The sequence below is a fragment of the Dapis hubbardiae BLCC-M172 genome, from assembly GCF_050016015.1.
Lineage (GTDB): Bacteria > Cyanobacteriota > Cyanobacteriia > Cyanobacteriales > Microcoleaceae > Trichodesmium.
Window position 1 is genome coordinate 79,249 of sequence record NZ_JBNHEQ010000268.1, and the last position, 24,553, is coordinate 103,801.

Here is a 24,553-nt window from a genome sequence, read left to right on the forward strand (position 1 = left end):
CCACTATCCATTATTAATTATACTAATTTCATAAAATATTGCTACAGTCATGACACAGGGAATAGGGAACAGGGAACAGGGAACAGGGAACAGGGGGAAGAAAAACATAATCAAAAAGAAGAAAAAAGGTTTGATTTCCAGAATTTATGGAATTTATATTTTTTCCTTGTAGGAATCAATCAAAAATTATGATGTAACTGCCTTTTTTGAAAATAGTATTAATTAATAAACTAATCTGATTATGCGAGTTTTATTAGTCGAAGATGAACCAGATTTAGGAGTAGCAATTAAACGGGTTCTCCATCAAGAATCCTATGTGGTTGATTGGGCGGTTGATGGCGCAATAGCATGGGAATATTTAGAAAGTCAATTGACCTTATATCGCCTTGCTATTGTTGACTGGTTGCTACCTGGTTTATCAGGGTTAGAATTAGTCAAATTTTTGCGACAAAAAAATAGTGCTTTACCCGTTTTGATGTTAACAGCAAAAGATAGTATGGCAGATAAAGTAATGGGATTAGATGCAGGAGCAGATGATTATTTAGTTAAGCCTTTTGGAATGCCAGAACTATTAGCTAGACTCAGAGCTTTACAAAGGCGATCGCCTGAAATTCAACCTCAACAATTACAAGTAGGAAATCTAATTCTAGACTATGGTACTAATACTATTTGTTTCATTAATAAAAATCAGGATCGAGAAGTAATTAATCTGACTCATAAAGAATTTGTCTTGCTAGAATATTTTCTCCGACATCCTCACCAAATTCTTAGTCGAGACCAAATTTTAGCTCAACTTTGGGAATTAGATGCAGAACCAATAAGTAATGTTGTTGCTGCTCAAATTAGATTATTAAGACGTAAATTAGGGGCAAGTGGATGTGGAGATTTAATTGAAACAGTTTATGGTTTAGGTTATCGCTTTAATCCTGTGGATAAATAGGAATAATCTATTTTTTACCGATGGGGAATAATATACAATAAATCTCAAAAATAATTTGATAGTTTTTGTGTATATCTTTATAAACCTAAAAATTGAGCAAATAGCTTGTTTTGATTATCTCTTATATTGTCGGCGAGTTTGGAACCACATAATAATTCCTGTCACTGCTAACATTAACATTCCAAAGGCATTTAAAAATGGATAAATCATCTCTAAATTAATTCTCCCAAACTTGCCTCTATGCCATTCCAATAGCCAAATAAAATCATTAGCTTGACCAGTAATAACTGATATTTGAAATAGAGAACCTGTAATTAAAGTAAGTAGTACAGGAAATAACATTATTGGTGCAAACCAATAGTGAATTTGGCGCAGTCTGACTTTATTAATTTTCATAGTTTAAGTCTTATTTATGGTTGATATCATGTCCGGTAGCATCGACATTGTATAGAGAAGGTAAGGAAGAAGGAAGAAGGAAGAAGGAAGAAGGAAGAAGAAAAGGAAAAACCTTAAATATGGTGTAAATATTTCCCCAACTTTTACACAAACGATACAAGCGGACATGATATGATTTTATATCAGAAATAATCGAGTGAATCAAACAAGAATAATAGCAATTTTATCCAGTTGCATCTCCAGTTATGAAAGTTAGAGTAGCCTATAGGCGCTTTGGTCTCCAAAGACCATATAATATAGGTTAATTTAGAGCGTTTTTTTGGCAATTAGTATAATCAAAAATACTGGCAGATTAATATTTTTTTGCTTACCACTCTATAACTTCATCTAAATATATACCGCTTCATTGAAAATAGTAAAAAAGGCATAATTAATAACAGAAAAAAAATAATTTCTCCAGGCTGTGGCATAAAAATATTTGTTTGAGGTAAATCAACTGAATTGATGACTTTTTGCTCTACAACTGTTTCTACTTGAGTTTCCACCTTTGGGGAAGATATTTGTTGTATTTGATTTTCTGGTTTTTGATCAATAGAATTACCTTCTAGTTGAGTTTCCAGCTTTGGGGAAGATATTTGTTGTATTTGATTTTCTGGTTTTTGATCAACAGAATTATTTTCTCCTGGTTTTACTTCTGCTTTTGAATCATCATTTTTATTAGGTACATGAAATTCTGGGGCATGAGCAAGGAAAGATATAGTGTGCATTATGTTTTCTACTCCTATTAGAGACTATTTCTAATATTTTGAAGAAAAACCTGATTGTTCTTCAGTAATAAACCCAATTTTGTCAGGTTTTATCATCAAACATTTGAAATTTACTGAGCTTTTAGACAATCAATACTTAGCATACATGGCATTTATGAAATTAGGATGAAATGTCAATCTAAAATTCTTAATAATTATCTTTTACCTGTACCGTTCATAAAATCTTCTATTTTGTAGTGGACTGACATAGCTAAAATAGCACAATAGTAGGGACGGGTTTTAGCTAGAATTTTAATGTTTACTCTAAGATTTACATAAACCCGCCCTACAGAAAATTAGTTGTGTCAGTCTAGTAGGGTCGGTTAGGTGCGGAATTAATTTTAGAGATATACCAATAAATTTTGAATTGCACCATAAGCCACCATTAATAAATTTTTGAAATACTCTCTTTCTTCATTCAGAGATTATAACTACTAAAATTCAAAAAAAATCTAGTTGATATTTCATCCCAATTTCATATTCTTAAGGCAAACTAGCATTTAGTAAAAAAAATTAGTTTGATTTGGAAAAAATATCAATATGTCCTATCAATTCAAAAATCAACATTAACCATAATTTTTTTTAACTACAAATTGAGCCAAAAGTTAACTAAAACTATGAAAATCAACCCACTTACTAGACGAAACTTCTTAGGTTTCACTGCTGGGGTAGGTATAGTCACAGCCATAGACAATATTTTACCTTCTTATAGCAGACAAATTATTGCTGCAAGTGAGCCTGAAAATGGCAGTAAATATCCTGATTTAATTAACCTCCAAATTCAGGAAACCAAACTCAAAATAGGAGAGCGAAAAGCTACTGCCATGACAGTTAACGGTTCAATTCCAGGACCATTAATTCGTTTGCGGGAAGGTCAAACAGCCACTATTCAAGTCAAAAACAATCTCAAAACAGATACCTCAATTCATTGGCATGGAATTATTCTCCCACCAGAAATGGATGGTGTTCCCGGACTAAGTTTTGCTGGCATTAAACCAGGAGAAACTTTTACCTATCGTTTCGCTGTAAACCAGAGTGGTACTTATTGGTATCACAGTCATAGTGGGTTGCAAGAACAACTCGGTCATTTCGGAGCAATGATTATCGATCCAGCAGAACCCGAACCGATTGAATACGACCGGGAATATGCAATATTGCTCTCTGACTGGACTTTTGAAAACCCCCATCAGGTACTTGCCAATTTGAAAAAGAAAAGCACTTACTATAATTATCAACGGCGAACAGTGGGACATTTATTTGATGATATTGATTGGCGCAGAATGCGGATGGACCCCACTGATATTGCTGATATTACAGGTGCAACCTATACATATCTAATGAATGGCATGGCACCAGAGTCTAATTGGAGTGGCATATTTAAGCCTGGTGAAAAAGTCAGACTGCGTTTTATTAATGCTTCAGCAATGACTTTTTTTGATGTGAGAATTCCCGGACTGAAAATGACCGTAGTACAAGCAGACGGTCAAAATGTTCAACCCGTACCTGTGGATGAATTTCGGATTGCTATTGCTGAGACTTATGATGTAATTGTTGAACCTGAAGAGGAGACTGCTTATACTATTTTTGCGGAAACAATGGATAGAAGTGGTTATGCTCGTGGAACTCTTACACCTCGTCTGGGTATGACTGCGCCTTTGCCGGAACGCAGAAAACGCCCTCTAAGAACTATGGCGGATATGGGTCACGATCATGGCATGGATCATTCTGCACATTCTCCAAATATGAATGAGATGAATCATTCTCAGCATAATGGTGGGATGAATCATTCTCAGCATACAAGTGGGATGGAGCATTCTCAACATAACAGTGGAATGGAGCATTCTCAGCATAACAGTGGAATGGAGCATTCTCAGCATAATAGTGGGATGGAGCATTCTCAGCATAATAGTGGGATGGAGCATTCTCAGCATACAAGTGGAATGGAGCACTCTCAGCATACAAGTGGAATGGATCATTCAACCAAAATAGAAACAATACCTCATCAAGAACCAGTAATGCACAGCCCAGATCATCATGGTTCAGGTAGTGCGGGGGTAGCTATGATGTCGAAAAGTAGGCTCCACGAACCAGGTATTGGATTGGAAAACACAGGTACTCGCGTTCTGTTATACACCGACTTACGCAGTCTGAAACCTCGTGAAGACCAAAGAAAAGCCGAACGAGAAATAGAACTACATCTCACTGGAAATATGGAACGGTATATGTGGTCGTTTGATGGCAAGAAATATTCAGAAGCAAAGGAACCAATTCAATTTTATAACGGCGAACGACTACGACTTACCTTTGTCAACGATACCATGATGGAACATCCTATTCATTTACACGGAATGTGGATGGAACTAGATAATGGAGCAGGTGCTTATAAACCACGCAAACATACTGTTCTGGTTAAACCTGCTGAAAGAATGTCTGTAGATGTGACTGTGGATGCACCTGGTAATTGGGCGTTTCATTGCCATTTGCTCTATCACATGAAAGTGGGAATGTTTCGTGTTGTGTCTGTAACTGATAAAGTAGAAAAAGCATAATAATGAAATTTTTGCATAAGTTCAGAATAGGGAAAAAAATCTCTACTAACTCCCCTTTGAAAGAGATAGGGAAAAAAATCTCTACTAACTCCCCTTTGAAAGAGATAGGGAAAAAAATCTCTACTAACTCCCCTTTGAAAGAGATAGGGAAAAAAATCCCTACCAACTCCCCTTTGAAATGGGGGAGACACAGAAAAGAATTGAATTTTTACTCTGCTGTAGCAGGTTTAGTCATTCCTTTGAAAGGGGGGAGACAGAAAAGAGGATTGAATTTTTACTCTGCCGTACTAGGTTTAGTCAGTTTTGTCAGCTACTTAAGTTATACACCAGTAGTTATGGCAGAAGAAAAACAGATAAGCGATCGCTCGACTAATAATCTTACTCCTACTTGGGAAATTGCTAATGAGTACAATCAGGAAAATTGGCCTCCAGTAATCAAAGATAATCAAATATTTTGGCTATTGTTAATTGAAGAGTTAGAATATCGCGTTAATGATGTTGACAGTAGTTTTAATTGGGATGCTCATGGTTGGGTTGGTGGCGACTACAGAAGGTTGTGGTTAAAAACTGATGGTGAAGTTAATACCGAAGATGGGGAAGGAGATGCGGAAGTACAACTACTCTACAGTCAGTTAGTCTGGTCTTTTTGGGAGTGGCAAGCTGGTGTGCGTTACGACAGAATATTTGGCTCTGAGTCTGACGGACGTGCTTTTGTAGTGTTGGGTTTGCAAGGATTAGCTCCCTATTTTTTTGAAGTAGATGCTGCCCTTTTTGTCAGCGAAGATGGGGATATTTCTGCCCGCTTGAGTGTAGAGTATGAATTATTGCTGACCCAACGGTTAGTATTGCAGCCAGAATTTGAAGTTAATGTGGCAGCACAGGAGGTGGAAGAATTTGAAATTGGTACGGGTTTTAACGATATTGAATTAGAAATGCGATTGCGTTATGAATTTAGTCGTCGGTTTGCACCTTATATTGGGATTTCCTGGGAACGTAAATTTGCTGGTACTGCCGACTTTGCTAGAGAAGAGGGAGAAAGTGTTGATGAGGTTAAATTTGTCGGTGGTTTGAGGTTTACGTTTTGAAAGGTAAAGCAGAGTATTTTATTCCGTTTTACGGAACTCATCCATTCAAAATTTAAAAGTTAAAAGTAAGATTTTATAGACTCATAGTTTTGACACTACAGCAATTTCAGGAAATTATTTCACATCTAAAGTTTGAAACTATTTGTGACATCTTTAAAGTGAATTGGTATTAGTCAAATTTTGCCACAATAAATTTCACACAGAAATCATAAATCTGTGAGAATCTAAAGACGAGACTGGCATCTGATTCAGATTAACTTTTTGACTAGGATGCTTTTATCAACTCATCAATATTTTTCTTATTAATTTTCCACATTTCGTTTTCTTCCCAAATCCAGGTACTATCTACTCGCTCAACTGTGCCATCAAAATTGAAGACTGTCGCGGTTGCCAAAGTCTCAATCCAAACAGTCGCTCCGCATGAATGAGGTTTTTCGGGTTTATAAACAATCCGACAAGGACCGTGAATTTCTATTTCGTGACCTTTTGCTAAAGTTTTAGAACCACGTTTCACAGAAACTACATGGAGATCGGTATTTTTGTTATTTTTATTGATACCAATATTATTTCGATTGAAATGAATCGTATTCTTGCCACAGTGCCTACGGGAAGACCAACGAGGCTCAGGACCATGGCTTCTGCCCGCAATTTTGATTGTTCCTTTATACAAAGGAATTACCCAAGTACGACCATTGATTTTTCTTGCTCCTTGAATTCGACCTTCTTTAAGTAAAACTCGGACTCTTTGAGTAGAAATACTTAATAAACTTGCTGCTTCAGTAGTGCCAACAAACATAATTTTTTATCTATTTTGATATACGCAATAGTATAACACAAAACTTCGTTGAGAACTAAAGTAGGAGTTATTTTGATGAATAGTGGTAAAAAATATAGTATTAATAAATCTAATATAGTAATTCTTATATTGGAGCGAGAGAAAATGTTATGAATTTTAGGGAATAGTTAATACTAGATTTTGTGTGATACAAAATATAAATAATACTTACGCATCTAGCATCAAATTATCAGGTTGATATTCCTTTAACTCAATAAGAAATTACTTTTGACTTTTAACTCGCCCATAGCAGTATGTCACTCAAAAATGCACCAAAACAAGCTATTTCAACAAACCCGCCTTTCCCTAGCTGGTTGGTATGTCATGGTAATGGGAGTTATCCTGAGTTTATGCAGTTTAGGATTTTATGAAGCTATTCTCCACGCTCACCGAATTACCATTGACAGAGAACTTAAGTCAGTGGCAACAACAATACACAACAGTTTAAAAACTGTTCTTGAACAACCTGCACAGATAACTATTGCAGCAACTCGCATCTTACCTAATTTTTGTTTAGTCGAAACCTCCTGCAATTTTACTGAATTCCAGACAGGGGCAGTTCCCGAAACTGAAAATTATTATTTGCGTTTACTCGATCGCTCCCACAATTTAATCGCAGTAGCAGGGTTACGACCAAAAGGACTACAACTTACTCAAAACACACCACAGCTACAAACCATTACTTTCAATGGCAAACGTTATCGACAAATCTCTTTAATGCTGCATACTCAGGATGACTTGGAGTGGGGATATCTTCTGGTGGGAAGGAGTTTGCAAGATTTTGATAAATATATCAAAACAGTTACTTATATTTTACTTTTGGGTTTGCCAATAGGAATTTTATCGATCGCTGGTGCTAGTTGGTGGTTATCTGGCAAAGCAATGCGCCCTATTTACCAATCTTATCGGCAAATTCAGCAATTTACGGCGGATGCTGCTCACGAGTTACGAACGCCTTTAGCTGCTATTCGCGCGACTATTGAATCTACTTTAATGTTGCCAAAACTAACTGAGACAGAAGCTAAGGAAACTCTAGAAATAATGGGGCGACAAAATCAACGTTTATCTCAAATGGTAGCAGATTTATTGATACTTTGTCGCATGGATAGTGGGATGGAGAAATTTCCTAGAAAACAAGAACCTATTTGTTTGAATGATTTAGTTAATGACATCGCGGAAGAATTTGGATTTTTGGCAGTTGCTACAAAAGTCAAACTTGTATCTGAAATTAGGGTTTCGCAATCTGTGAAAGTGATAGGAAATATGGAACAACTATATCGTTTAGTTTCCAATTTAGTTGTTAATGCTATTAACTATACACCTCCAGAGGGTGAGGTAAAAATAATTTTAGAAGTTCATCTTAATTCTGCTTTAATTCATGTCAAAGATACAGGTATTGGTATTCCCGAAACAGAACAAAAACGAATTTTTGACCGATTTTATCGCGTGAATAGTGATCGCTCTCGTCAGACAGGAGGTTCCGGATTAGGTTTGTCTATTGCATTAGCCATCTCTCAACTTCATCACGGTAATATTACTGTTCAAAGTGTACTTGGTAGAGGCAGTATATTTACTTTAAAATTACCTTTTTTTTAATACGTCTAATAATAATTTTATTGATTATTAAAATACTGTCAAATATAATGATATATAGATTCAAGTTTTGGTTATGACAAGAAATTTTAGTTGTCAGGAAATAGGTAATATCATGTTCTGATAATCACTAGACATCTCCGGAAAATAAATAAACCTCTTATTTAGATCGGCTAAAGAAAGAAAAAATTACCATTAAAAATCATTTTTTATGCCTTTTTCGTGAAAATATCTCGCCTGTTCCCTGTTCCCTACTAGCGCTAAAAATCTATATCTTTTTCAGAGAGGTCTACTTATAATAAATTTTTTGTTTGTAGTATAGCTTTCAGCCCTACCTAGAGTTAGCGCTAAAGCCCTACTATGAGTTTTAATTATAATAACTATTTAACCGAACATCATATAATAGGGAAAATAAATATCTACTAACTTATTTGCTTAGTGCTATAATTGTAGTTTGCAGAAAAAACATTTTAAATCAAATGTAAAATTCCCCACAATATTAATTATGAAACCAATTAATCGCCGAAAATTTTTAATCCTAAGTTCTAGTAGCGCCCTCGCTACTTTAATGGCTCAATGTAGTTTAGCCAATACTCAAGAAAATCAACAATTTTTTTCATCATATCCTCAAATTAATCAGAGCAAAGATGGAATTTTAGAAGTTGATTTAACAGCTAATTACAATCAAATAAATCTGGGAAATAAACAAGCTTATGTATTAAATTATAACGGACAAATTCCCGGACCTAGACTAGAAGCAAAACCAGGAGATACTATTAGGATTAATTTCACTAACAATTTACCCCAACCCACAAATCTTCATTATCACGGTCTGCATATTCCCATTACTGGAAACGCTGATAATGTCTTTCTTCATATTCCACCAGGCGATCGCTTCACATATCAATTCCAAATTCCTGAAAATCATCCTGCTGGAATTTTCTGGTATCATCCACATCTCCATGGTTTAGTAGCGGAACAATTATTTGGTGGTTTGGCGGGATTATTTGTTGTTCGGGGGGAGTTGGATGAAATTCCAGAAGTCAAAGCTGCTACAGAACAATTTTTAGTGTTACAAGATTTTGCCCTAGACCAACAAGGGAATATGCTCCCATCCCAGGAACTCTCAATAATGACTGGAAGGGAAGGAAATTTGATTACTGCTAACGGTCAGTTTAGCCCTAACTTTACCATTCCTGCTCAAGGTTTATTACGACTACGAATTCTTAATGCTTCAACTTCCCGGTTTTATCGGTTGTCTCTTGAAGAACACCCATTTTATTTAATTGCTACTGACGGAGGCGCATTAGCTGAACCTGTAGAAATGTCAGAACTGTTACTGACTCCTGGAGAACGTGCAGATGTATTAATCCAAGCTAACCGAGAACCTCGAAAGTATCGTTTGTTGAATTTGCCTTATGAACGAGTAGGTATGGGTATGATGGGTAGAGGTATGATGGGCAGAGGTATGATGGGCAGAGGTATGATGGGCAGAGATGTTCCTGAAAGTCAACCCCAAGTTTTAGCAACGGTGAGTTATAATACACAGGTTGCTGCTGTACCGCTGCCAAAAAAATTAATCCCAGTTCCAGCATTGCCAGAACCTCAAAAAATACGTCGTTTTCAGATGAATCACGGCATGATACCTGCTCAAGGAATGGCATTTTTGTTTAATGGTCAGCCATATCAACCAGAAAGAATTGATACTCAAGTTCAGCTTAATACGGTTGAAGATTGGGAATTAATTAATACAGGTATGATGGATCATCCTTTTCATGTTCATACCAATGCTTTTCAAGTTTTGAGTCGGAATGGTAAAGCAGAACCCTATCGTGCTTGGAAAGATGTAGTGTTGGTCAGACCGGGGGAAACAGTTTTAATTCGGATGCCTTTACGAGATTTTACTGGAAAGACTGTTTACCATTGTCATATTCTTGACCATGAAGATTTGGGAATGATGGGAAATTTAGAAATTAAGGCTTGACTCTCCAGTAGAGTGGAGAGTTTATGATTAACAAAAGCACTTAATATTATGTCCGGATAAATACTAATTATAAAGTCATTGCGACTGGAACGGAGTGGAAGGTTTGCGGAGCATTCCGGAACGGATAGCAATCTCAGGGGTTTGAGATATTTATCCCTTTTATTCTTAGATGATAACTATTCAACTGGACATGTATTAAAGATTATTTGAGGTAATGATTATGAAAAAATTTTGCTCTAATTGGATGCAGTCTCTAATTGCTGGTGTTGCAGTTGCTGGAGTTTTAGGAGCTGCATATTGGTCTTTCGTTGGTTTTCCAGAAAATCCCACTTTTAGTGCAACAACTCAGACTGTGGCAAATTCTAGTTCACCTACAACAGACTTAGCACCGCAACTACTTAATATTACTGTCTACCGTACTCCTACTTGTGGATGCTGTGAGGGTTGGGTGGAACATATTCAGGAAAATGGTTTTCAGGTAACTGATATTGTTAAACCTGAGTCAGAAATTCAAACTATTCGCCAGAAATATAATTTGCCCTCAGATTTGACATCTTGCCACACAAGTGAAATTGCTGGTTATCTTGTCGAGGGTCATATTCCGGTGGCAGATCTCAAACGTTTAATTTCCCAGAAACCAAATATTGCTGGAATTAGCGTTCCGGGAATGCCTATTGGTACTCCTGGTATGGAAATCGGCGATCGCCAACAATCTTTTGATGTGTTTGCGTTTAAAAAAGATGGTCAGACTAGAGTTTTTAATTCCTATAAATTCTAGAATATCAATCGGAAAACAGTAGGATTCAAGCTAGAGTGTGTCTATAAAATAAAGATTATAAGGACAGGCAAATAGACATCTCTATAAATTACAGGACTTACGCATAATCACCATATATAGTAGGGTTTAACGGCCGTTAAACCCTACAGATGGCGTATAATTTCATTTTTTCGTAAGTCCTGAATTATATAAATCTTTGATAAAACCCCCTATAGGGACGTTACATATAACGTCCCTACTTTTTTTGGAGAATTCTTATAAGTTAAGAAGGTGAGAAAATTCAACAGAAAATCCAGAGAAAAAACTCACATATAATTCAGATAATTTTAATCTCTGGTTCTTAATATCAAACCTAAGCACTCATCCTAAATTTTACGGAGAGTAGAGATAATCAAATAAATTTGGAGATGTCTAATGAATATAAATGGTAATACTTGGTTAAATATTCCTGGAGCGATCGCCACAGCAATAGCGGTAACTTCCACCCTAACTATTAGTTCCGCAGCAACAGCAGCAAAATTAAAAGTTACAGTAGAAAATATTGCCCCTACTCAAGGCTTCTTTTTCTCACCACTATGGGTAGGCTTTCACAATGGTAATTTTGATACATTTGATTTAGATGTAGCTGCCCCTGAATATCTCGAAGCATTAGCCGAAGATGCTAATACTGCACCAATTACTGCTGCTTTTGCTAACAGTGGTGCTGGCCAGACTCAAGCTACCATTTTAGGACCTACAGGCCCTTTTCAAGTGCTAACTTCTGGCGATACTGCTTCTATGATATTTGAGCTAGATGGTAGTCTGGATAGTAGTCGTTATTTCAGTTATGCAGCAATGGGTTTACCTAGTAATGATGCTTTTATTGCTAATGAAAACCCTTTTGGAATCAAGATTTTTGATGATGATGGCAGTTTCTTAGGTGCTGACTTTATTGTGACTGGCGATCGAGTTTGGGATGCAGGAACAGAAGTCAATGATGAAATACCAGCAAATACTGCTGCCCTTGCCCAAGCTGCTCCTAACACAGGCGTTGATGAGAATGGAGTTGTCACCTTTCATCCCGGTTTCTTACCAGGTGGTAATATTCTAGCAGCAGCACCAAACGGTGATTTCACAACTCCTGGCTATGAGATTGCACGGATTACTGTTGAGTCAGTACCTGAACCTACAAACACTTTAGGATTATTTGCTTTTGGTGGATTGTTTTTCTTTGGCAATTCACTGCGGAAATCTTTTAAAAAGTAATTAAACAGTTATTGGCTAAAGATTATACAGGGGGTATTTTTTTACCTCCTTTGATTATGGCGTGAATGGCGATCGCTCTTTTGGGAGAGCTGCTACAACAGTCCAGTAGGGTGCGTTAACGAAGTGTAACGCACCACTAATCATAAAATATGTGTAATTAAGGTGCGTTACGGCGTTGCCTAACGCACCCTACCAGACTACCAGACTTTTGCCTTCTGGGTAATTTGAGGTCAGTTTAGTAGAACAGATAGTTCATTGATTTTTCTGAGGTTCGGCATTATTTAGTTTCTTTTGGAATTTTAAATCGAATGTTGCTGATTCCCAATTTTTAGCTCGCTTTACCTGTTCGACTGTCAGTCCTTTAGCCTCTATCAGGTCAGCCCCACTCAGGTCAACATCTCTTAGGTCAGCATTACTCAGATTAGCCTCTATCAGGTCAGCCCCACTCAGGTCAGCCCTTCCCAGTTTAGCATTACTCAGGTTAACCCCGCTCAGGTTATCCCCTCTCAGGTTAGCCCTTCTCAGATTAGTATTACTCAGGTTAACCTCACTCAGGTCAGCCTTCTTTCGCTTAAGATCCTTTAGTTGAAGCCTTGTCAACTTTGCCCCTTTAAGGACAACGCCTTTGAGTTTAATCTCTTTGAGGTCAACCCCTTTCAGATCCGCACCTTCCAACTGCGCACCTTCCAGCTTCGCGTTTTCCAGTTTTGCCCCTGTCAATTTCGCATTACTCAAGTCAGCATCAATCAAGTCAGCCCCTGTTAGATCGCTATTTCTTAATTCAGCCTCACTCAAGTCAGCCTTTCTGAAATTAGCATTTTGTAAACTGGCATTCCGCAGGTTAATACCTCTTAAATCTGCCTTTGATACTTCTAGCAACTCCAAACTGTCTCCTTCTTGGGCTAGTCTTTCTAATCCTAGATGAGTACCACCAAAAACATTTTCTTTTTGATCAGAGTTAATAATTTCCCAAGTGCGATACTGAGATTCATAGTCAACTTGAATTAATGTATTAATCAGAAGAAATAAAGCACGAATAACTGATAGTTTTTCTAACTTCTCCAAAATTGGAAAAATATCTAAGTGAGCAATAGAATAGTTGAGAGATTCGAGCCAGCGTTCTATTTTGAGAAATTGCCAGTCACGCAGCAAGAAAACCCTGAAGGAATTTCGATATTCTCGGAAAAGGTGACTCTCATAGTATTTCTCAAACATTCGATATTCTCGGAAAAGGTGACTCTCATAGTATTTCTCAAACAGATGATTGTAAATATGAGGTGGAAGTTCAACATCTTTGGCTTTCTCAAAAAAATGTTCATTCCAGGTTTCCCGATCAGCCATCCCTTTGAGTTGGTAGAGTTCATTTAGGGTAACGTCGATCTTTTTCCATTGCTGTTCTGATGCGTCAATCTTAATTTCATCATCAGATATTCCCTGTATTCCTTCAATGGTTGTCGAGCTGCTAATTTTCCAATTGTAGATGTTGGCATTTGTCAGATCAGCTTGATTGAGATTGGCACCTTGTAAACAAGCACGCTCTACAATAGCATTACACAATTTACTCCCTTGCAAATTAGCCAGGGATAAATTAGCATCAGTGAAATTAACCTCATTTAGTTGCGCTCCTGCCAAATTAGTCTTGGTTAAATCAGCATCTGTAAAGTCAGCTCCATCTAGCTTGGTATTACTCAAATCAACATAGTGAAGATTAGCATTACGAAAGCTAGCTTTTTTCAGGTCTAATCCTGACAAATTCACCCGATACAGATTGAGAGAATCAAAGTTTTTTGAGCTTAATGTCATTTCTAATATCTCCGTCTACTATTTTATCATTCTTTACTTGAACAACCCAATTTCTTACTTTCGGATATTTCAGATAAGTATTACCGGTGGCAGCACACTCTAATCCTTTTACTTGAGTCCAGATTGCGTAGTTCAACTTCGCTCCACAAATTGACACTTGTAAATTCAGCACGGCTGAAGTCAGCTTCTGTTAAATTTGCTTGCCCAAAGTTGGTACTATTTATACATCTGAAGGAAACGGCTAGATCGCGAAATATAGAATATTGAGATTTAATTTTTTGCAGCTGAAAGGATTGCTGTTTTGTCTCAGCAATTTTGTTTTTTGTAAATATTAATATTCTCGACAAAACCAAGGATAAAGCAAATAATGCAAAAACTAAGAATAAAATCATGAAACTGATATAAAATAAAAAAATATAATGATCAAAATCAGGTTTGCCATATTCAAGTAAGTCTATAAAAAACATGATAATAGTTGCTGTGTTTAATACTAAACAGGAGGTAAAGAACACAAACATTGTCAACACAAAAAAATGTAAAAATTGGTAAATCCATAGCTTTTTAATTTTTGCTTTTAACCAAATCATAAAATTGTGAATATCAAAAAATGAAACAGATAATAAAAATATTAGCCAGATGGTCAGAGTAGGAACAAAAAATAATAACCAATAATTTGTATTTGAATATGAGTCTGAGGTATAAATAAATTCTGGCATAGATATTAAAATTGTTGGCAAGACACAGTTAATAAAATACCACCAACCTAAGCATTTTGTATACCATTCAGACCTCAAAGATAAATTAGAAAAATTGTAGGTTAGTAGAACTAATAATGACAATAACCAGACTATTATCAAGAACGTAATTGTTTTTATAACTGTTAAATCTGAATTATCATATAAGCTGATTGAATCATGTTTCCTGTACAAAAAATAGCCCAAAAATAAAATTGAAGAAACCCAAAATAGCCATTTAATTCCCCTGAAATTTTTCGCTTGTATAACTGGCTGAAACTTAACAATAATAGTTAATTGTAAGGCAATTACAAATATAAAAATAACCAAGTAATAAAAAATATTTGCTACAGAATCAACTACATCAAAAAAAGATGTACTCCCAATATAGGCAAGAAATAAAGCAATTCCAGAAAATCCTAGTCGGAAAAAAGCTTTGAAGATATTGCTATAAGTTTCTCTATTATTTGCATCAAATAGAGTTGAGTAGGCTGCAAGTGATAAAAATAGCAAAGGTATAACTGGTATATTAAATGTTATGAAACTGAAGATTAATAACCAGTTGTTTTGATTCACTAGGTTTAGTCGGTCTAGTCCGTCTAGTCGCTCTACTAAGTTCAGTAGCTCGATAGGTGAAAATGAAATAACCACACAACAAACAGACAAAAAGCTCAATAGTATTAAAACAGGAAAGTTCTGAAATAATTGTCCTAAATTTCTCCAAGACTTACTCACCCAAAAATGATAAAGCGGGGAAAGCAGAGAAACTGCCAATCCCCAAAACAATATATTCCCTAAGATTCCCGGTACAGGCTGATTCAAAGTTTTCAGCAAAAAATCCAATATTCCTAATACCCAAAAAAATAGAGCAATATTGCCCTGACTGTTAGACAAGTGGATGAAATAACCGATAGGTACAAGGAACGCTAATGAGAAAAAACTATTAGTATTTTCATTGATTAAATCTACTTCACCTTCCCTAGAGAAAACTAATAAAGAAATTGCCAAAATAGTCAGACTTGCTGCAAAAAGCAAGAAGGCGAAAAACTAGGTATATATTCTCCGATCATTTTCACTTCCAGCTTTAATATCATGTAATATCGCTTTTCCCATCCTAGCTTTTGTAAAATTAGTTCCTTTTAGGTTGCATCCGGTAAAATTAGCTCTTCTTAGGTTGCAGTTACTAAAGTTAGCTCCAGATAGGTGATATCCAGCAAAAGATTGACCTCTCAAGTCAAAATTGCTGAAGTTTCTTTCCCCTTTTTGATATTGTTCAATTATTTCCTGAACTGATTTTTTTTCTTGTTTCTTTTGTTTTGATAAATTGCCTTTGCTTTGATTAATCATCAACCTCAAAAAAGCTATCTAAAGTATAGATTTGGCATTGCTGAATAAATTTATAATTTTGCTACACCCGGAATGAAGTTTATAGATTTCAGGAATCTATTGTGATACTCATACATCAACAACAACGCCTATAATTGTAGCATATAACAATCCTAAATTAATTGCTCCTCCAGCAATAATTGGATTTAATAACCAACCAGTTAAAGGATACAAAATACCCGCAGCAATAGGAATACCTAAAGTATTATATACGCTTATATTCGCTATCTGGAACTTCTGTACCTCCGGAACGATATTTAATTTTGTCTAAGACATAGAGGGGGAGATTCGTCATTGCTGCTAATTTTTTGCTCAGGGTTGACTTGCCACCACCTGCATTACCAAAAACTGCTACTTTTTTCATAAATTTCCTCGTAAGTCCTAAGAAATTAAAATTAAATAATAAACAGAAAATTATGATAGCTCAACACCATGCTATAGTACAATATATATAAAACAATTAGAAAATTTTTAGCTATGATGAAATTATTTACTGTTGGTCATTCCAATCATTCTATCGAATTTTTTTTAAGTCTCTTACAAAAACACCAAGTCACAACTCTGGCAGATGTTCGTTCCTATCCTTATAGTAAGTATTCACCTCATTTTAGTCAAAAAAATATTCAGCAATATCTACAAGAAATTAATATTTCATACATTTTTTTAGGCAAAGAATTAGGTGCTAAAACTAATGATTTAAGTTGTTATGTTAATGGCAAAGCTTTATACGAATTAATTGCTAAGACAGAAGAATTTCAAAAAGGTTTAGAAAGAGTTTATCAAAGTTTGGAAAATCATAATATTGCTTTGATGTGTTCTGAACAAGACCCCATTATTTGTCATCGTGCTATTTTAGTGAGCCGACATTTAAAAAATAAAGGTTTAGATATCGATCATATTCTTAAAAGTGGTGAATTAGAGAATCATTCCGATTTGGAACAAAGACTACTAGAAATTCATAATCTTGTGGAAAAACCTCAGTCATTTTTACAATTAAGTCTTTTTGATACTGAAAATTTCAATCAAAACTTTACTGAATCTACTCAAGATTCTGAATCTACAAAACTTGAAAAAGCTTACAAAATTCAAGGGGATAAAATTGCTTATGTAAACAAAAAATAATTTCATTAATGGATAATTGATAATTACCTATCCTTAAAAGAAAGAAGATTGGCTAAAAGGAAAAGATTTATTTTTTTTCCCTTAAAAAGGGAGACTTCAAGGGGCGAATTATTTAATTTTTAATTATTAATTATTTCGGTAAGTATTTCCTGCGTAATGCTGCGAAAAAGCCTTTAGCCATCAGTTTTTATTTTTGATAAAAGCTTTATTAGTTGAGCTAACCTTATTAGTGGAGGATTAAAGAAAATGGAAAAAACTATTGAACTTTTTACAATTGGATTTACCAAAAAAACCGCTCAAGACTTTTTTGAAAATCTCACAAAATCAAAAGTTAAACGCCTTATTGATGCAAGATTTAATAATGTTTCTCAACTTTCCGGATTTGCCAAAAGAAAAGATTTAGAATATTTTCTCAAGGTAATTTGCAATATTGAATATATTCATATTCTAGATTTAGCACCTACTAAAGAACTTTTAGATGATTATAAAAAAAAGAAAATCACTTGGGATACTTACGAAGAAATTTTTAATAATCTGATTAAAGAAAGAGAGATTGAAAAAAAAGTCTCACCTCAACTTTTAGACCGAGGTTGTTTACTTTGTAGTGAACCTAAACCCGATTATTGTCATCGTCGTTTAGTCGCTGAATATCTTAATCAACAATGGGGAAATATTAAAGTATGTCATCTCTAAAAAAAATAATTTGTTTGGCTAATTCCTATAAACAAAATGAACGTTGTATAGCAGGAATTGATTTAGATACAGGAAAATGGGTTCGTCCAATATGCGATCGCCAATTTCCTGAAGATGGAAGAGTACCTTTAAGAATTAGATTGGTGGAAGATGGAGAACCAAAACCTCTTGATATTCTCGAAATTCCTCTTGATAATAAAGGCAATGATTTTGGTTTTGAAAGTGAAAACTTTTCTGTATTAAAAGGTAAATGGAAATGTTTAGGCAAAGCTAAAGTTGAAGATATATTTCCATACTGTAATAATTCAGACTATATCCTACATAATAATCGTAAATATGTTAATCCTTCTTATCTAAAAAGAGTTCCCTTTCATCTACGTCGAACAATTGAAATTGTTAAAGTTGAAAAGCAAAATTTTTCTTTTGTTCAAGATAAAAGAGGGAAATTTCGAGGTAGTATAAAAAGTAATCATGATTATTTGCTTTTAAATAATGCAAAAATTACCGATCCAGAATTTATGAAACACTTAGAAAATGGATATTCTCCAACTGCAAATAATTTTTTGGTTACTGTTAGTCTTAGTATGCCTTATGCTCCTGAAGATTGGGAAGGTGAAGCTCCTTGTTGGAAGTTAATAGCAAATATTATTGAGTTTGATTAGCTGAAAAATTAAGGAATGAAAATTAAATAAATTCCATAAATTTTTATTAGAAGTCATACTGTATGAAGTTAAGGAGTTTAATTTATGGAGATAATAAAATTCTTATTCCTAATTTAGGATTGCTGTATCATTGGTGTAAAAATTCTTGAGATTAAATTTACAGCAGATTTTAATTTGCTTAGGTACACCCACGCGGGCAAGATGCCCGCACTGGGAATATTTACAGGACTTATGGTAGAACCGCCATATTTAGTAGGGGCGAATGACCATTCGTCCCTAAAATTAGGGTTTCGGGAATGCCTATTGTTACTCCCGGAAATAGGCGATCGCCAACAATCTTTTAATGTGTTTGCCTTTGAAAAAAATGGTCAGACTAGAGTTTTTAATTCTTATAAATTTTAGAATATTGACTTAATCAAGAAATATATAGTGCTTTATAAAAAGACTTATACACCTAAATAAGAAACCGGGTTTATTTCCATAATTCTCATCTTTAAAATCGGCGAAATTTGGTGGTGGATAAACCCGGTTTCTGCATCAAAACAGTTCACAAAATAACTTAAAGTAGTGTTAGTCAAAATTCTTAAACATCTGGCATATCTTTAATAGCTCTTAGACGGTTTTCCCGTAAAATCGTAAGACTTCGACAAAGTAAATTTGACCGTTTTAAGTATTTATGATTTGTAAACATATAAATAGGCGCTCCTTCCTTAACCCACAATACTATTCCACACTTAACTAACCGATAGTAACCCTGCACTATAAATGGTATGAATAGAAGGGAAATTCCAATAGTAGGAACGGCTAAAATTATTGAAAAACCTATAGCAAAATATAGACCCAGTTTAGAAGGTTGGTAAATAATACTGCTGTTAATAGATTCTAGGTAACCATCTTGGTAAGTTACTTCACCAAAACGACCTACAGTGATATCGGCAACACGACATTCACTTAGGCAGGCGAAACTATGATTACCTACTCCCCAAATTCCTTGACGCCCTAAATATTGAACGTAATATATTTCTTCATCCTCTGCAATAAACTGTTTAAACATAATCAAAAGAGCTTTTTGATTGTTTTTTGTCGCAGCACTTAAAATACTTGGGGCAATTTTAATATCACCTTCTACCTTGGCATCTTTACCTATTGGTGTTGCCATATCTCGACTCGTAGTCATGCTTTCTATGCTCCTTTATTGAAAATCAACGTAAACTTTATTAATCTTTTTCATCAAAAATATAATGAAAAACTCTGCTCAACCAAGATTTATCTGGACTGTCTAATTTTTCAGGTTTTTTCCAATCACCAGGATTCATATACTCAATTTTCCCATTTGGCTTTGGTATAGGTTTAGGCGAGTTTTTTGTTGGATTTCCTTTTCCAAGAAAGTTTCGCGTAGCTGAGTCTGAATCTAAAGTTTTCTGATTATTTATCCTTTCAATAGTCTCTTGAGCTAATAGCTTACTTTTCTTGTCATTTATCCTTTCAATAGCCTCTTGAGCTAATACCTTTTGTTCTTCAGAATAAGAAACTCTAATAACTTTCCACCACAAATCGCTAGCCTTGTCAAAATGATCCTTTAATTCTTCACGGTTTGCCAAACTTATGATTTCATCAAGATCGGCTTTGCTGGCAAACTGAGGCAACAAAAAATCGTTTACTTTGGAAACAGGTTCGATGCGGATTATAGGAGTTTGGTTGCTAGACTTATTATCTTCAGCATTGAGTTTAGGTACATACTTTTGCAAATAGTTCTCTAGTTGAGTTGGAAGAGTGTATTGTTTTAATCCCTCGACCAATGAATAAGTAAATGAACCATGTTCTTTACTATCAAGCTCATGGGAGAACTGTCCATAATTACAGGAAAAGATAGTTGTAATTCCACGACTTTTAGCCAGCTGAATAGTTTCTTCACCTATGGAATTGGTAAAATCTCTACTTCCTATTGTCTGACGGCAACTATCAAGAATGAGAACTATTTCGGCATTTTGATGGTTCCGTAAACAAGCAATAACCTCATTTAAGGAAAGTGCAATCCTTAAATCAATATCTTCAACTAGGCTATCAGAAGTCATTAAATAATCTTTTCCGTTTCGGCTAATTCCATGTCCAGCAAAGAAAAACCAAAATCGATCTACTTGACCAATACGATCTGGGTGTAAGTTTTGTGTCAGTAACCCTAAAATATTAGAAAAAATTGGGTAGTTTTGACTATTTTGATGTGCTTCATCTCCTAAACAAAGGAAAATATGCTCTGGTGGAAACTTAGCCGAATTGCAGAGAAAATCGTACATTAACTCAGCGTCTTGAACAGCGAATTTTAGTCGTCGTTCTGGGTGACGCTGATAAAAATTAATACCAATAATAATTGCCCAATTATTTGCCATTAATTTCTTAACTTGGACGCTTAAATTTTAATGTAATTGTTCCTTTTCCTGTTGCTTCACCTCCAGCAACTAATTTAACTTCTCCTTTTCCACTTATCTCTACCTGTAGCTCTACTTCATCTAGCTGTAGATCGGACTGCGTTCCAATTTGCCGATCCGCTTGCTGAAATAAACGTCCTGCTGCTTCAAGAAAACTGGTCATGTTGTCTTCTAGCACGGATACAGGAATTTCAACAGCTTTTGCCAAACGTTGTTGGACTCCACTTACCCATCCTCTTTGACCATCAGTCTCAGACGCTGTTGTATCATTAGTTACAATCAAAATTGTTGATTTAGACATTGTTAGTTCTATACTTAAAATTATAATCTCCTAGGGCATGTCATCAATTAAATCTGAAAGTGGTATGTGGCAAGAGTTTCAAGTTTTTCAGGCAAAAAACTCCTGACTCTAAAAACCTTGACTGACAAAGCTTGTAACTTCTAATTGATGAAAGCTCCTATCATTCTTTATCAAAAATGTGTATTACTATTCCGGATAGTAATACATTTTCCTTGCTGTAATTGGTAGACTAAATTGTTAATCTTGCCTACCCCTATCTTTAGATAGAATTGGTTATTTTATCTTATGCAACCTAATTTTCTACTTCACAATAATTTCACGATATTCCGTACTTCAAAATAACTTCTTCTAAAATCATATTTTTGCCTACTCTAATTCACCTACAACAGAATTTATTGAGGTTTAAATTTCCTTAAACGTAAAGCATTTGTCACCACAGAAACTGAACTAAATGCCATTGCTCCACCTGCAATAATCGGATTCAATAACCAACCTGTTAAAGGATACAAAATACCGGCAGCAATAGGAATTCCTAAAGTATTATAAATGAAGGCAAAAAACAGATTTTGACGAATATTTTTCATAGTCGCGCGGCTCAGTTTAATTGCCGTTACAATGCCAGTTAAATCTCCAGAAATTAATGTAATATCACTAGCAGCGATCGCTACGTCTGTTCCTGTTCCAATTGCTATTCCGACATCTGCTTGAGCTAATGCTGGAGCATCATTAATTCCATCTCCTACCATTGCGACAATTTGATGGTTATCGGTTCTTTTTTTCTTTTCTAATTGCAGGTTTTTGACAGTTTCAGCTTTTTGGTCTGGCAGCACTTCAGCAAATATTCTATTAATGCCAACTTCGGCAGCAATAGCTTCTGCTGTTAGGCGATTATCTCCTGTTAACATTACTACTTCTATTCCCATTTTTTGTAATGTTTGAACTACGTTTTTTGAGGATGTTTTTAAAGTATCAGCAATGCCAAATATTCCTTCAATTTTACCATCAATTGCTATCCAAGCAGTAGTCTTACCATCAGCTTGTAATTTATTTTGATGATTTTGCAAATTAGTAATATCAATTCCTAGTTCTTTCATCCAATGAGAAGTACCAATTTGTACTAATCTATCTGAGACAATTCCTTGCACTCCCATGCCCGACATTGCCTCAAATTTTTCTGGTTCTGCTAAAGGAAATTCCACCCCTTGGGCTTGAGTATATTCAACAATTGCTTCTGCCAAAGGATGTTCTGATTTTCGTTCAACTGCTGCTGCTATTTTTAACAATTTAATCTCATTTTTATTGGCAGTTCCTTGAGTAGTTATATAGTTAGTAACTTTTGGTTTTCCTTGGGTAAGTGTTCCTGTTTTATCTAAAATAATCGCCTGAATTTTATGAGCAACTTCTAAACTATCTGCACCTTTAATTAATATCCCATTTTCTGCACCTTTTCCAGTTCCTACCATTACAGAAGTAGGAGTAGCTAATCCCAAAGCACAAGGACAAGCAATTATTAACACACTAACTGTTGTAATTAACGATATTGTTAAATTCCCAGTCAGACTAATCCAAATAATAAAAGTAGCGATCGCTATTCCCATTACAACAGGAACAAACCAATAAATTACTCGATCTGCTAATTTTTGAATTGGTGCTTTTGAACTTTGTGCCTGTTGAACTAATTTAATTATTTGGGCTAATACTGTATCTTTTCCAACTCTTGCTGCCTCAAATTTAAAACTACCAGTTTTATTAATTGTTGCACCAATTACTTCATCTCCAGACTGTTTTTCTACAGGCAAACTTTCACCAGTAACCATAGATTCATCCACTGTAGAATTACCTTCTTTTATTAACCCATCTACAGGAATTTTTTCCCCTGGACGCACCACAATCAAATCGCCAATTTTTACTTCTTCAATGGAAATATCTACTTCTTTTTCCTCTCGAATAACTCTAGCAGTTTTTGCCTGCAAACCCATCAATTTTTGGATAGCTGCTGAGGTCTGTTTCCGAGCGCGATGTTCGAGAAGTCTGCCTAATAAAATTAACGTAATAATAACGGCTGCTGCTTCATAATAAACATCTGGATTTAATTCTTGTCTGGTAAAAAAATCTGGAAAAAATGTCGGAAATAAAGAATATAAATAAGCTGCCCCTGTACCTAGAGCAACTAAAGTATTCATGTCTACGGAATGATTTTTTAATCCTTTTATAGCACCAATCAAAAATGATTTACCGCACCAAAACATTACAGGTGTAGTTAATATTAATTGTAGCCAGGAATTATGTAACCAAATTGGTATCCAAGGAATATTTAATCCGGTCATCATCGGCAACGAACCAATAATTAAAATTCCACTAATAATTCCGCCGACAACTACTTTATTTGTTATTTGTTGTTCTATTCGGCGATTTTCTCTTTCTTTTTTTGCCAGATTTATTGTTTCCTGAAGTGGTTCTGCTCCAAAGCCAATATCTGTTACAGATTGTTGAATTTTATGTAAATTTGTTTTGTGGGAATTATACTTAACTGTTGCTTGTGCCATAGCAAAATTAACCTGACATTCTGCTACACCAGTTACATTTTCAATAGCTTTTTGAATTTTATTAGCACAGGCAGCACAACCCATACCTTTTAGCTCTAAATATGTTATTTCCATAATTGCCTCCTGATAACTAGGAAGAGAAATTATAGCGCTACGCGCTAGGGAATAGGGAATAGTAAACTGTCAAATGGTTTTCCTACGGAATGCTGCGCAAACAGGATTGATAAATCTCCTAACCTTAATGCGTAACACTATAAAACTAATATCTCTTATCTCTATAATAAAGTCTCCAGTCAACTGGAGAGTCAAGTAGTTTATTCGGTCTTTTTCAATAGATATGAACTTTGACATTATTCCGACTCCAAGACTGGGGTATAGGAAAGTTAATATAAAGTAAAGAATTAAAGGAGTAATTTACCCTTGAAAAAATTATTGATGTTTTGAGTGAAAATAAAATCAAGTTATAGCGTTTATCAAACTAATCAGGCAGATTTATTTTTCTTCTCCTCTACTCCGTAAAAAATATCCGATACACAACTTCAATTGAAAAAATTATTGATTTTTTGCGTGAAAATAAACATCAAGTTATAGCATTTATCAAACTAATCAGGCATATTTATTTTTCTTCTCCTCTACTCCGTAAAAAATATCCGATACACAACTTCAATT

The 24,553-nt window shown here is 35.1% G+C and carries 22 protein-coding genes; 11 read left to right on the top strand and 11 right to left on the bottom strand.

Annotated elements, in window-relative coordinates; genetic code table 11:
• Window positions 1–241 precede the first annotated feature (241 nt).
• On the top strand, window positions 242–940 hold the full coding sequence (gene rppA, locus ACP6PK_RS24960) for a two-component system response regulator RppA (protein ID WP_426563607.1): 699 nt from the start codon (window positions 242–244) through the stop codon (window positions 938–940).
• A gap of 114 nt (window positions 941–1,054) precedes the next feature.
• Here rppA and ACP6PK_RS24965 read toward each other — a convergent pair whose 3' ends face one another.
• Entirely contained in the window at window positions 1,055–1,336 is a 282-nt protein-coding gene (locus tag ACP6PK_RS24965; protein WP_426563609.1) for a PepSY domain-containing protein, read from the bottom strand.
• Between the two features lie 383 nt (window positions 1,337–1,719).
• Window positions 1,720–2,103, bottom strand: coding sequence for a hypothetical protein (locus tag ACP6PK_RS24970; RefSeq protein WP_426563611.1), 384 nt, complete (start codon window positions 2,101–2,103; stop codon window positions 1,720–1,722).
• Between the two features lie 656 nt (window positions 2,104–2,759).
• Between ACP6PK_RS24970 and ACP6PK_RS24975 the strand changes: the two genes are divergently transcribed.
• On the top strand, window positions 2,760–4,691 hold the full coding sequence (locus ACP6PK_RS24975; protein ID WP_426563613.1) for a copper resistance system multicopper oxidase: 1,932 nt from the start codon (window positions 2,760–2,762) through the stop codon (window positions 4,689–4,691).
• A gap of 200 nt (window positions 4,692–4,891) precedes the next feature.
• Window positions 4,892–5,776: a copper resistance protein B gene (locus tag ACP6PK_RS24980; RefSeq protein ID WP_426563614.1), complete on the top strand. Its 885-nt coding sequence runs from the start codon at window positions 4,892–4,894 to the stop codon at window positions 5,774–5,776.
• Between the two features lie 265 nt (window positions 5,777–6,041).
• Here the strand turns inward: ACP6PK_RS24980 and ACP6PK_RS24985 are convergent, their stop codons facing one another.
• Entirely contained in the window at window positions 6,042–6,572 is a 531-nt protein-coding gene (locus tag ACP6PK_RS24985) for a DNA-binding protein (protein WP_426563616.1), read from the bottom strand.
• Between the two features lie 306 nt (window positions 6,573–6,878).
• Here ACP6PK_RS24985 and rppB point away from each other — a divergent pair, with 306 nt between their 5' ends.
• The 4 genes from rppB to ACP6PK_RS25005 all read left to right on the top strand — a co-directional run bounded on the left by rppB (window position 6,879) and on the right by ACP6PK_RS25005 (window position 12,211).
• Window positions 6,879–8,207 (top strand): two-component system sensor histidine kinase RppB, encoded by a 1,329-nt coding sequence (gene rppB, locus ACP6PK_RS24990; protein WP_426563618.1) that lies wholly within the window; start codon window positions 6,879–6,881, stop codon window positions 8,205–8,207.
• A gap of 502 nt (window positions 8,208–8,709) precedes the next feature.
• Window positions 8,710–10,188: a multicopper oxidase family protein gene (locus tag ACP6PK_RS24995; RefSeq protein WP_426563620.1), complete on the top strand. Its 1,479-nt coding sequence runs from the start codon at window positions 8,710–8,712 to the stop codon at window positions 10,186–10,188.
• 220 nt (window positions 10,189–10,408) lie between these two features.
• A complete protein-coding gene (locus ACP6PK_RS25000; RefSeq protein ID WP_426563622.1) occupies window positions 10,409–10,966 on the top strand; it encodes a DUF411 domain-containing protein in 558 nt (185 codons plus the stop codon).
• A gap of 414 nt (window positions 10,967–11,380) precedes the next feature.
• Window positions 11,381–12,211, top strand: a complete 831-nt coding sequence (locus tag ACP6PK_RS25005; RefSeq protein WP_426563624.1) for a spondin domain-containing protein — start codon at window positions 11,381–11,383, stop codon at window positions 12,209–12,211.
• Window positions 12,212–12,463: 252 nt separating this feature from the next.
• Here the strand turns inward: ACP6PK_RS25005 and ACP6PK_RS25010 are convergent, their stop codons facing one another.
• The 4 genes from ACP6PK_RS25010 to ACP6PK_RS25025 all read right to left on the bottom strand — a co-directional run bounded on the left by ACP6PK_RS25010 (window position 12,464) and on the right by ACP6PK_RS25025 (window position 16,498).
• Window positions 12,464–14,014, bottom strand: coding sequence for a pentapeptide repeat-containing protein (locus ACP6PK_RS25010; protein WP_426563626.1), 1,551 nt, complete (start codon window positions 14,012–14,014; stop codon window positions 12,464–12,466).
• Window positions 14,015–14,094: 80 nt separating this feature from the next.
• The gene (locus tag ACP6PK_RS25015) at window positions 14,095–15,324 is read right to left on the bottom strand and encodes a pentapeptide repeat-containing protein (RefSeq protein WP_426563628.1); all 1,230 of its coding nucleotides are present in this window, start codon (window positions 15,322–15,324) and stop codon (window positions 14,095–14,097) included.
• Window positions 15,325–15,795: 471 nt separating this feature from the next.
• Window positions 15,796–16,095, bottom strand: a complete 300-nt coding sequence (locus tag ACP6PK_RS25020) for a pentapeptide repeat-containing protein (protein WP_094673565.1) — start codon at window positions 16,093–16,095, stop codon at window positions 15,796–15,798.
• A gap of 244 nt (window positions 16,096–16,339) precedes the next feature.
• The gene (locus tag ACP6PK_RS25025; RefSeq protein ID WP_426563630.1) at window positions 16,340–16,498 is read right to left on the bottom strand and encodes a P-loop NTPase family protein; all 159 of its coding nucleotides are present in this window, start codon (window positions 16,496–16,498) and stop codon (window positions 16,340–16,342) included.
• A 113-nt stretch (window positions 16,499–16,611) separates the two neighbouring features.
• On the opposite strand from ACP6PK_RS25025, the gene ACP6PK_RS25030 reads away from it, so the two are divergent.
• The 4 genes from ACP6PK_RS25030 (at window position 16,612) to ACP6PK_RS25045 (ending at window position 19,013) form a co-directional block, all read left to right on the top strand.
• Complete coding sequence (locus ACP6PK_RS25030) at window positions 16,612–17,256, top strand: DUF488 domain-containing protein (RefSeq protein WP_426563632.1); 645 nt, start codon at window positions 16,612–16,614, stop codon at window positions 17,254–17,256.
• Between the two features lie 246 nt (window positions 17,257–17,502).
• Window positions 17,503–17,949, top strand: a complete 447-nt coding sequence (locus ACP6PK_RS25035) for a DUF488 domain-containing protein (RefSeq protein ID WP_426563634.1) — start codon at window positions 17,503–17,505, stop codon at window positions 17,947–17,949.
• The gene (locus ACP6PK_RS25040) at window positions 17,937–18,611 is read left to right on the top strand and encodes a dual OB domain-containing protein (protein WP_426563636.1); all 675 of its coding nucleotides are present in this window, start codon (window positions 17,937–17,939) and stop codon (window positions 18,609–18,611) included. The genes ACP6PK_RS25035 and ACP6PK_RS25040 overlap by 13 nt, the downstream gene beginning before the upstream one ends.
• Window positions 18,612–18,842: 231 nt before the next feature.
• Window positions 18,843–19,013: a hypothetical protein gene (locus tag ACP6PK_RS25045; protein WP_426563638.1), complete on the top strand. Its 171-nt coding sequence runs from the start codon at window positions 18,843–18,845 to the stop codon at window positions 19,011–19,013.
• Window positions 19,014–19,194: 181 nt separating this feature from the next.
• Here ACP6PK_RS25045 and ACP6PK_RS25050 read toward each other — a convergent pair whose 3' ends face one another.
• The 4 genes from ACP6PK_RS25050 to ACP6PK_RS25065 form a co-directional block, all read right to left on the bottom strand.
• Window positions 19,195–19,788 carry a hypothetical protein gene (locus tag ACP6PK_RS25050; RefSeq protein WP_426563640.1) on the bottom strand — a complete coding sequence of 198 codons (594 nt, stop codon included), beginning with the start codon at window positions 19,786–19,788 and terminating at the stop codon, window positions 19,195–19,197.
• Window positions 19,789–19,828: 40 nt separating this feature from the next.
• A complete protein-coding gene (locus tag ACP6PK_RS25055) occupies window positions 19,829–20,998 on the bottom strand; it encodes a caspase family protein (RefSeq protein ID WP_426563642.1) in 1,170 nt (389 codons plus the stop codon).
• Window positions 20,999–21,005: 7 nt separating this feature from the next.
• Window positions 21,006–21,338: a Pepco domain-containing protein gene (locus ACP6PK_RS25060; RefSeq protein WP_426563644.1), complete on the bottom strand. Its 333-nt coding sequence runs from the start codon at window positions 21,336–21,338 to the stop codon at window positions 21,006–21,008.
• Between the two features lie 392 nt (window positions 21,339–21,730).
• Window positions 21,731–23,998, bottom strand: coding sequence for a heavy metal translocating P-type ATPase (locus ACP6PK_RS25065; protein WP_426563646.1), 2,268 nt, complete (start codon window positions 23,996–23,998; stop codon window positions 21,731–21,733).
• Between the last annotated feature and the right edge of the window lie 555 nt (window positions 23,999–24,553).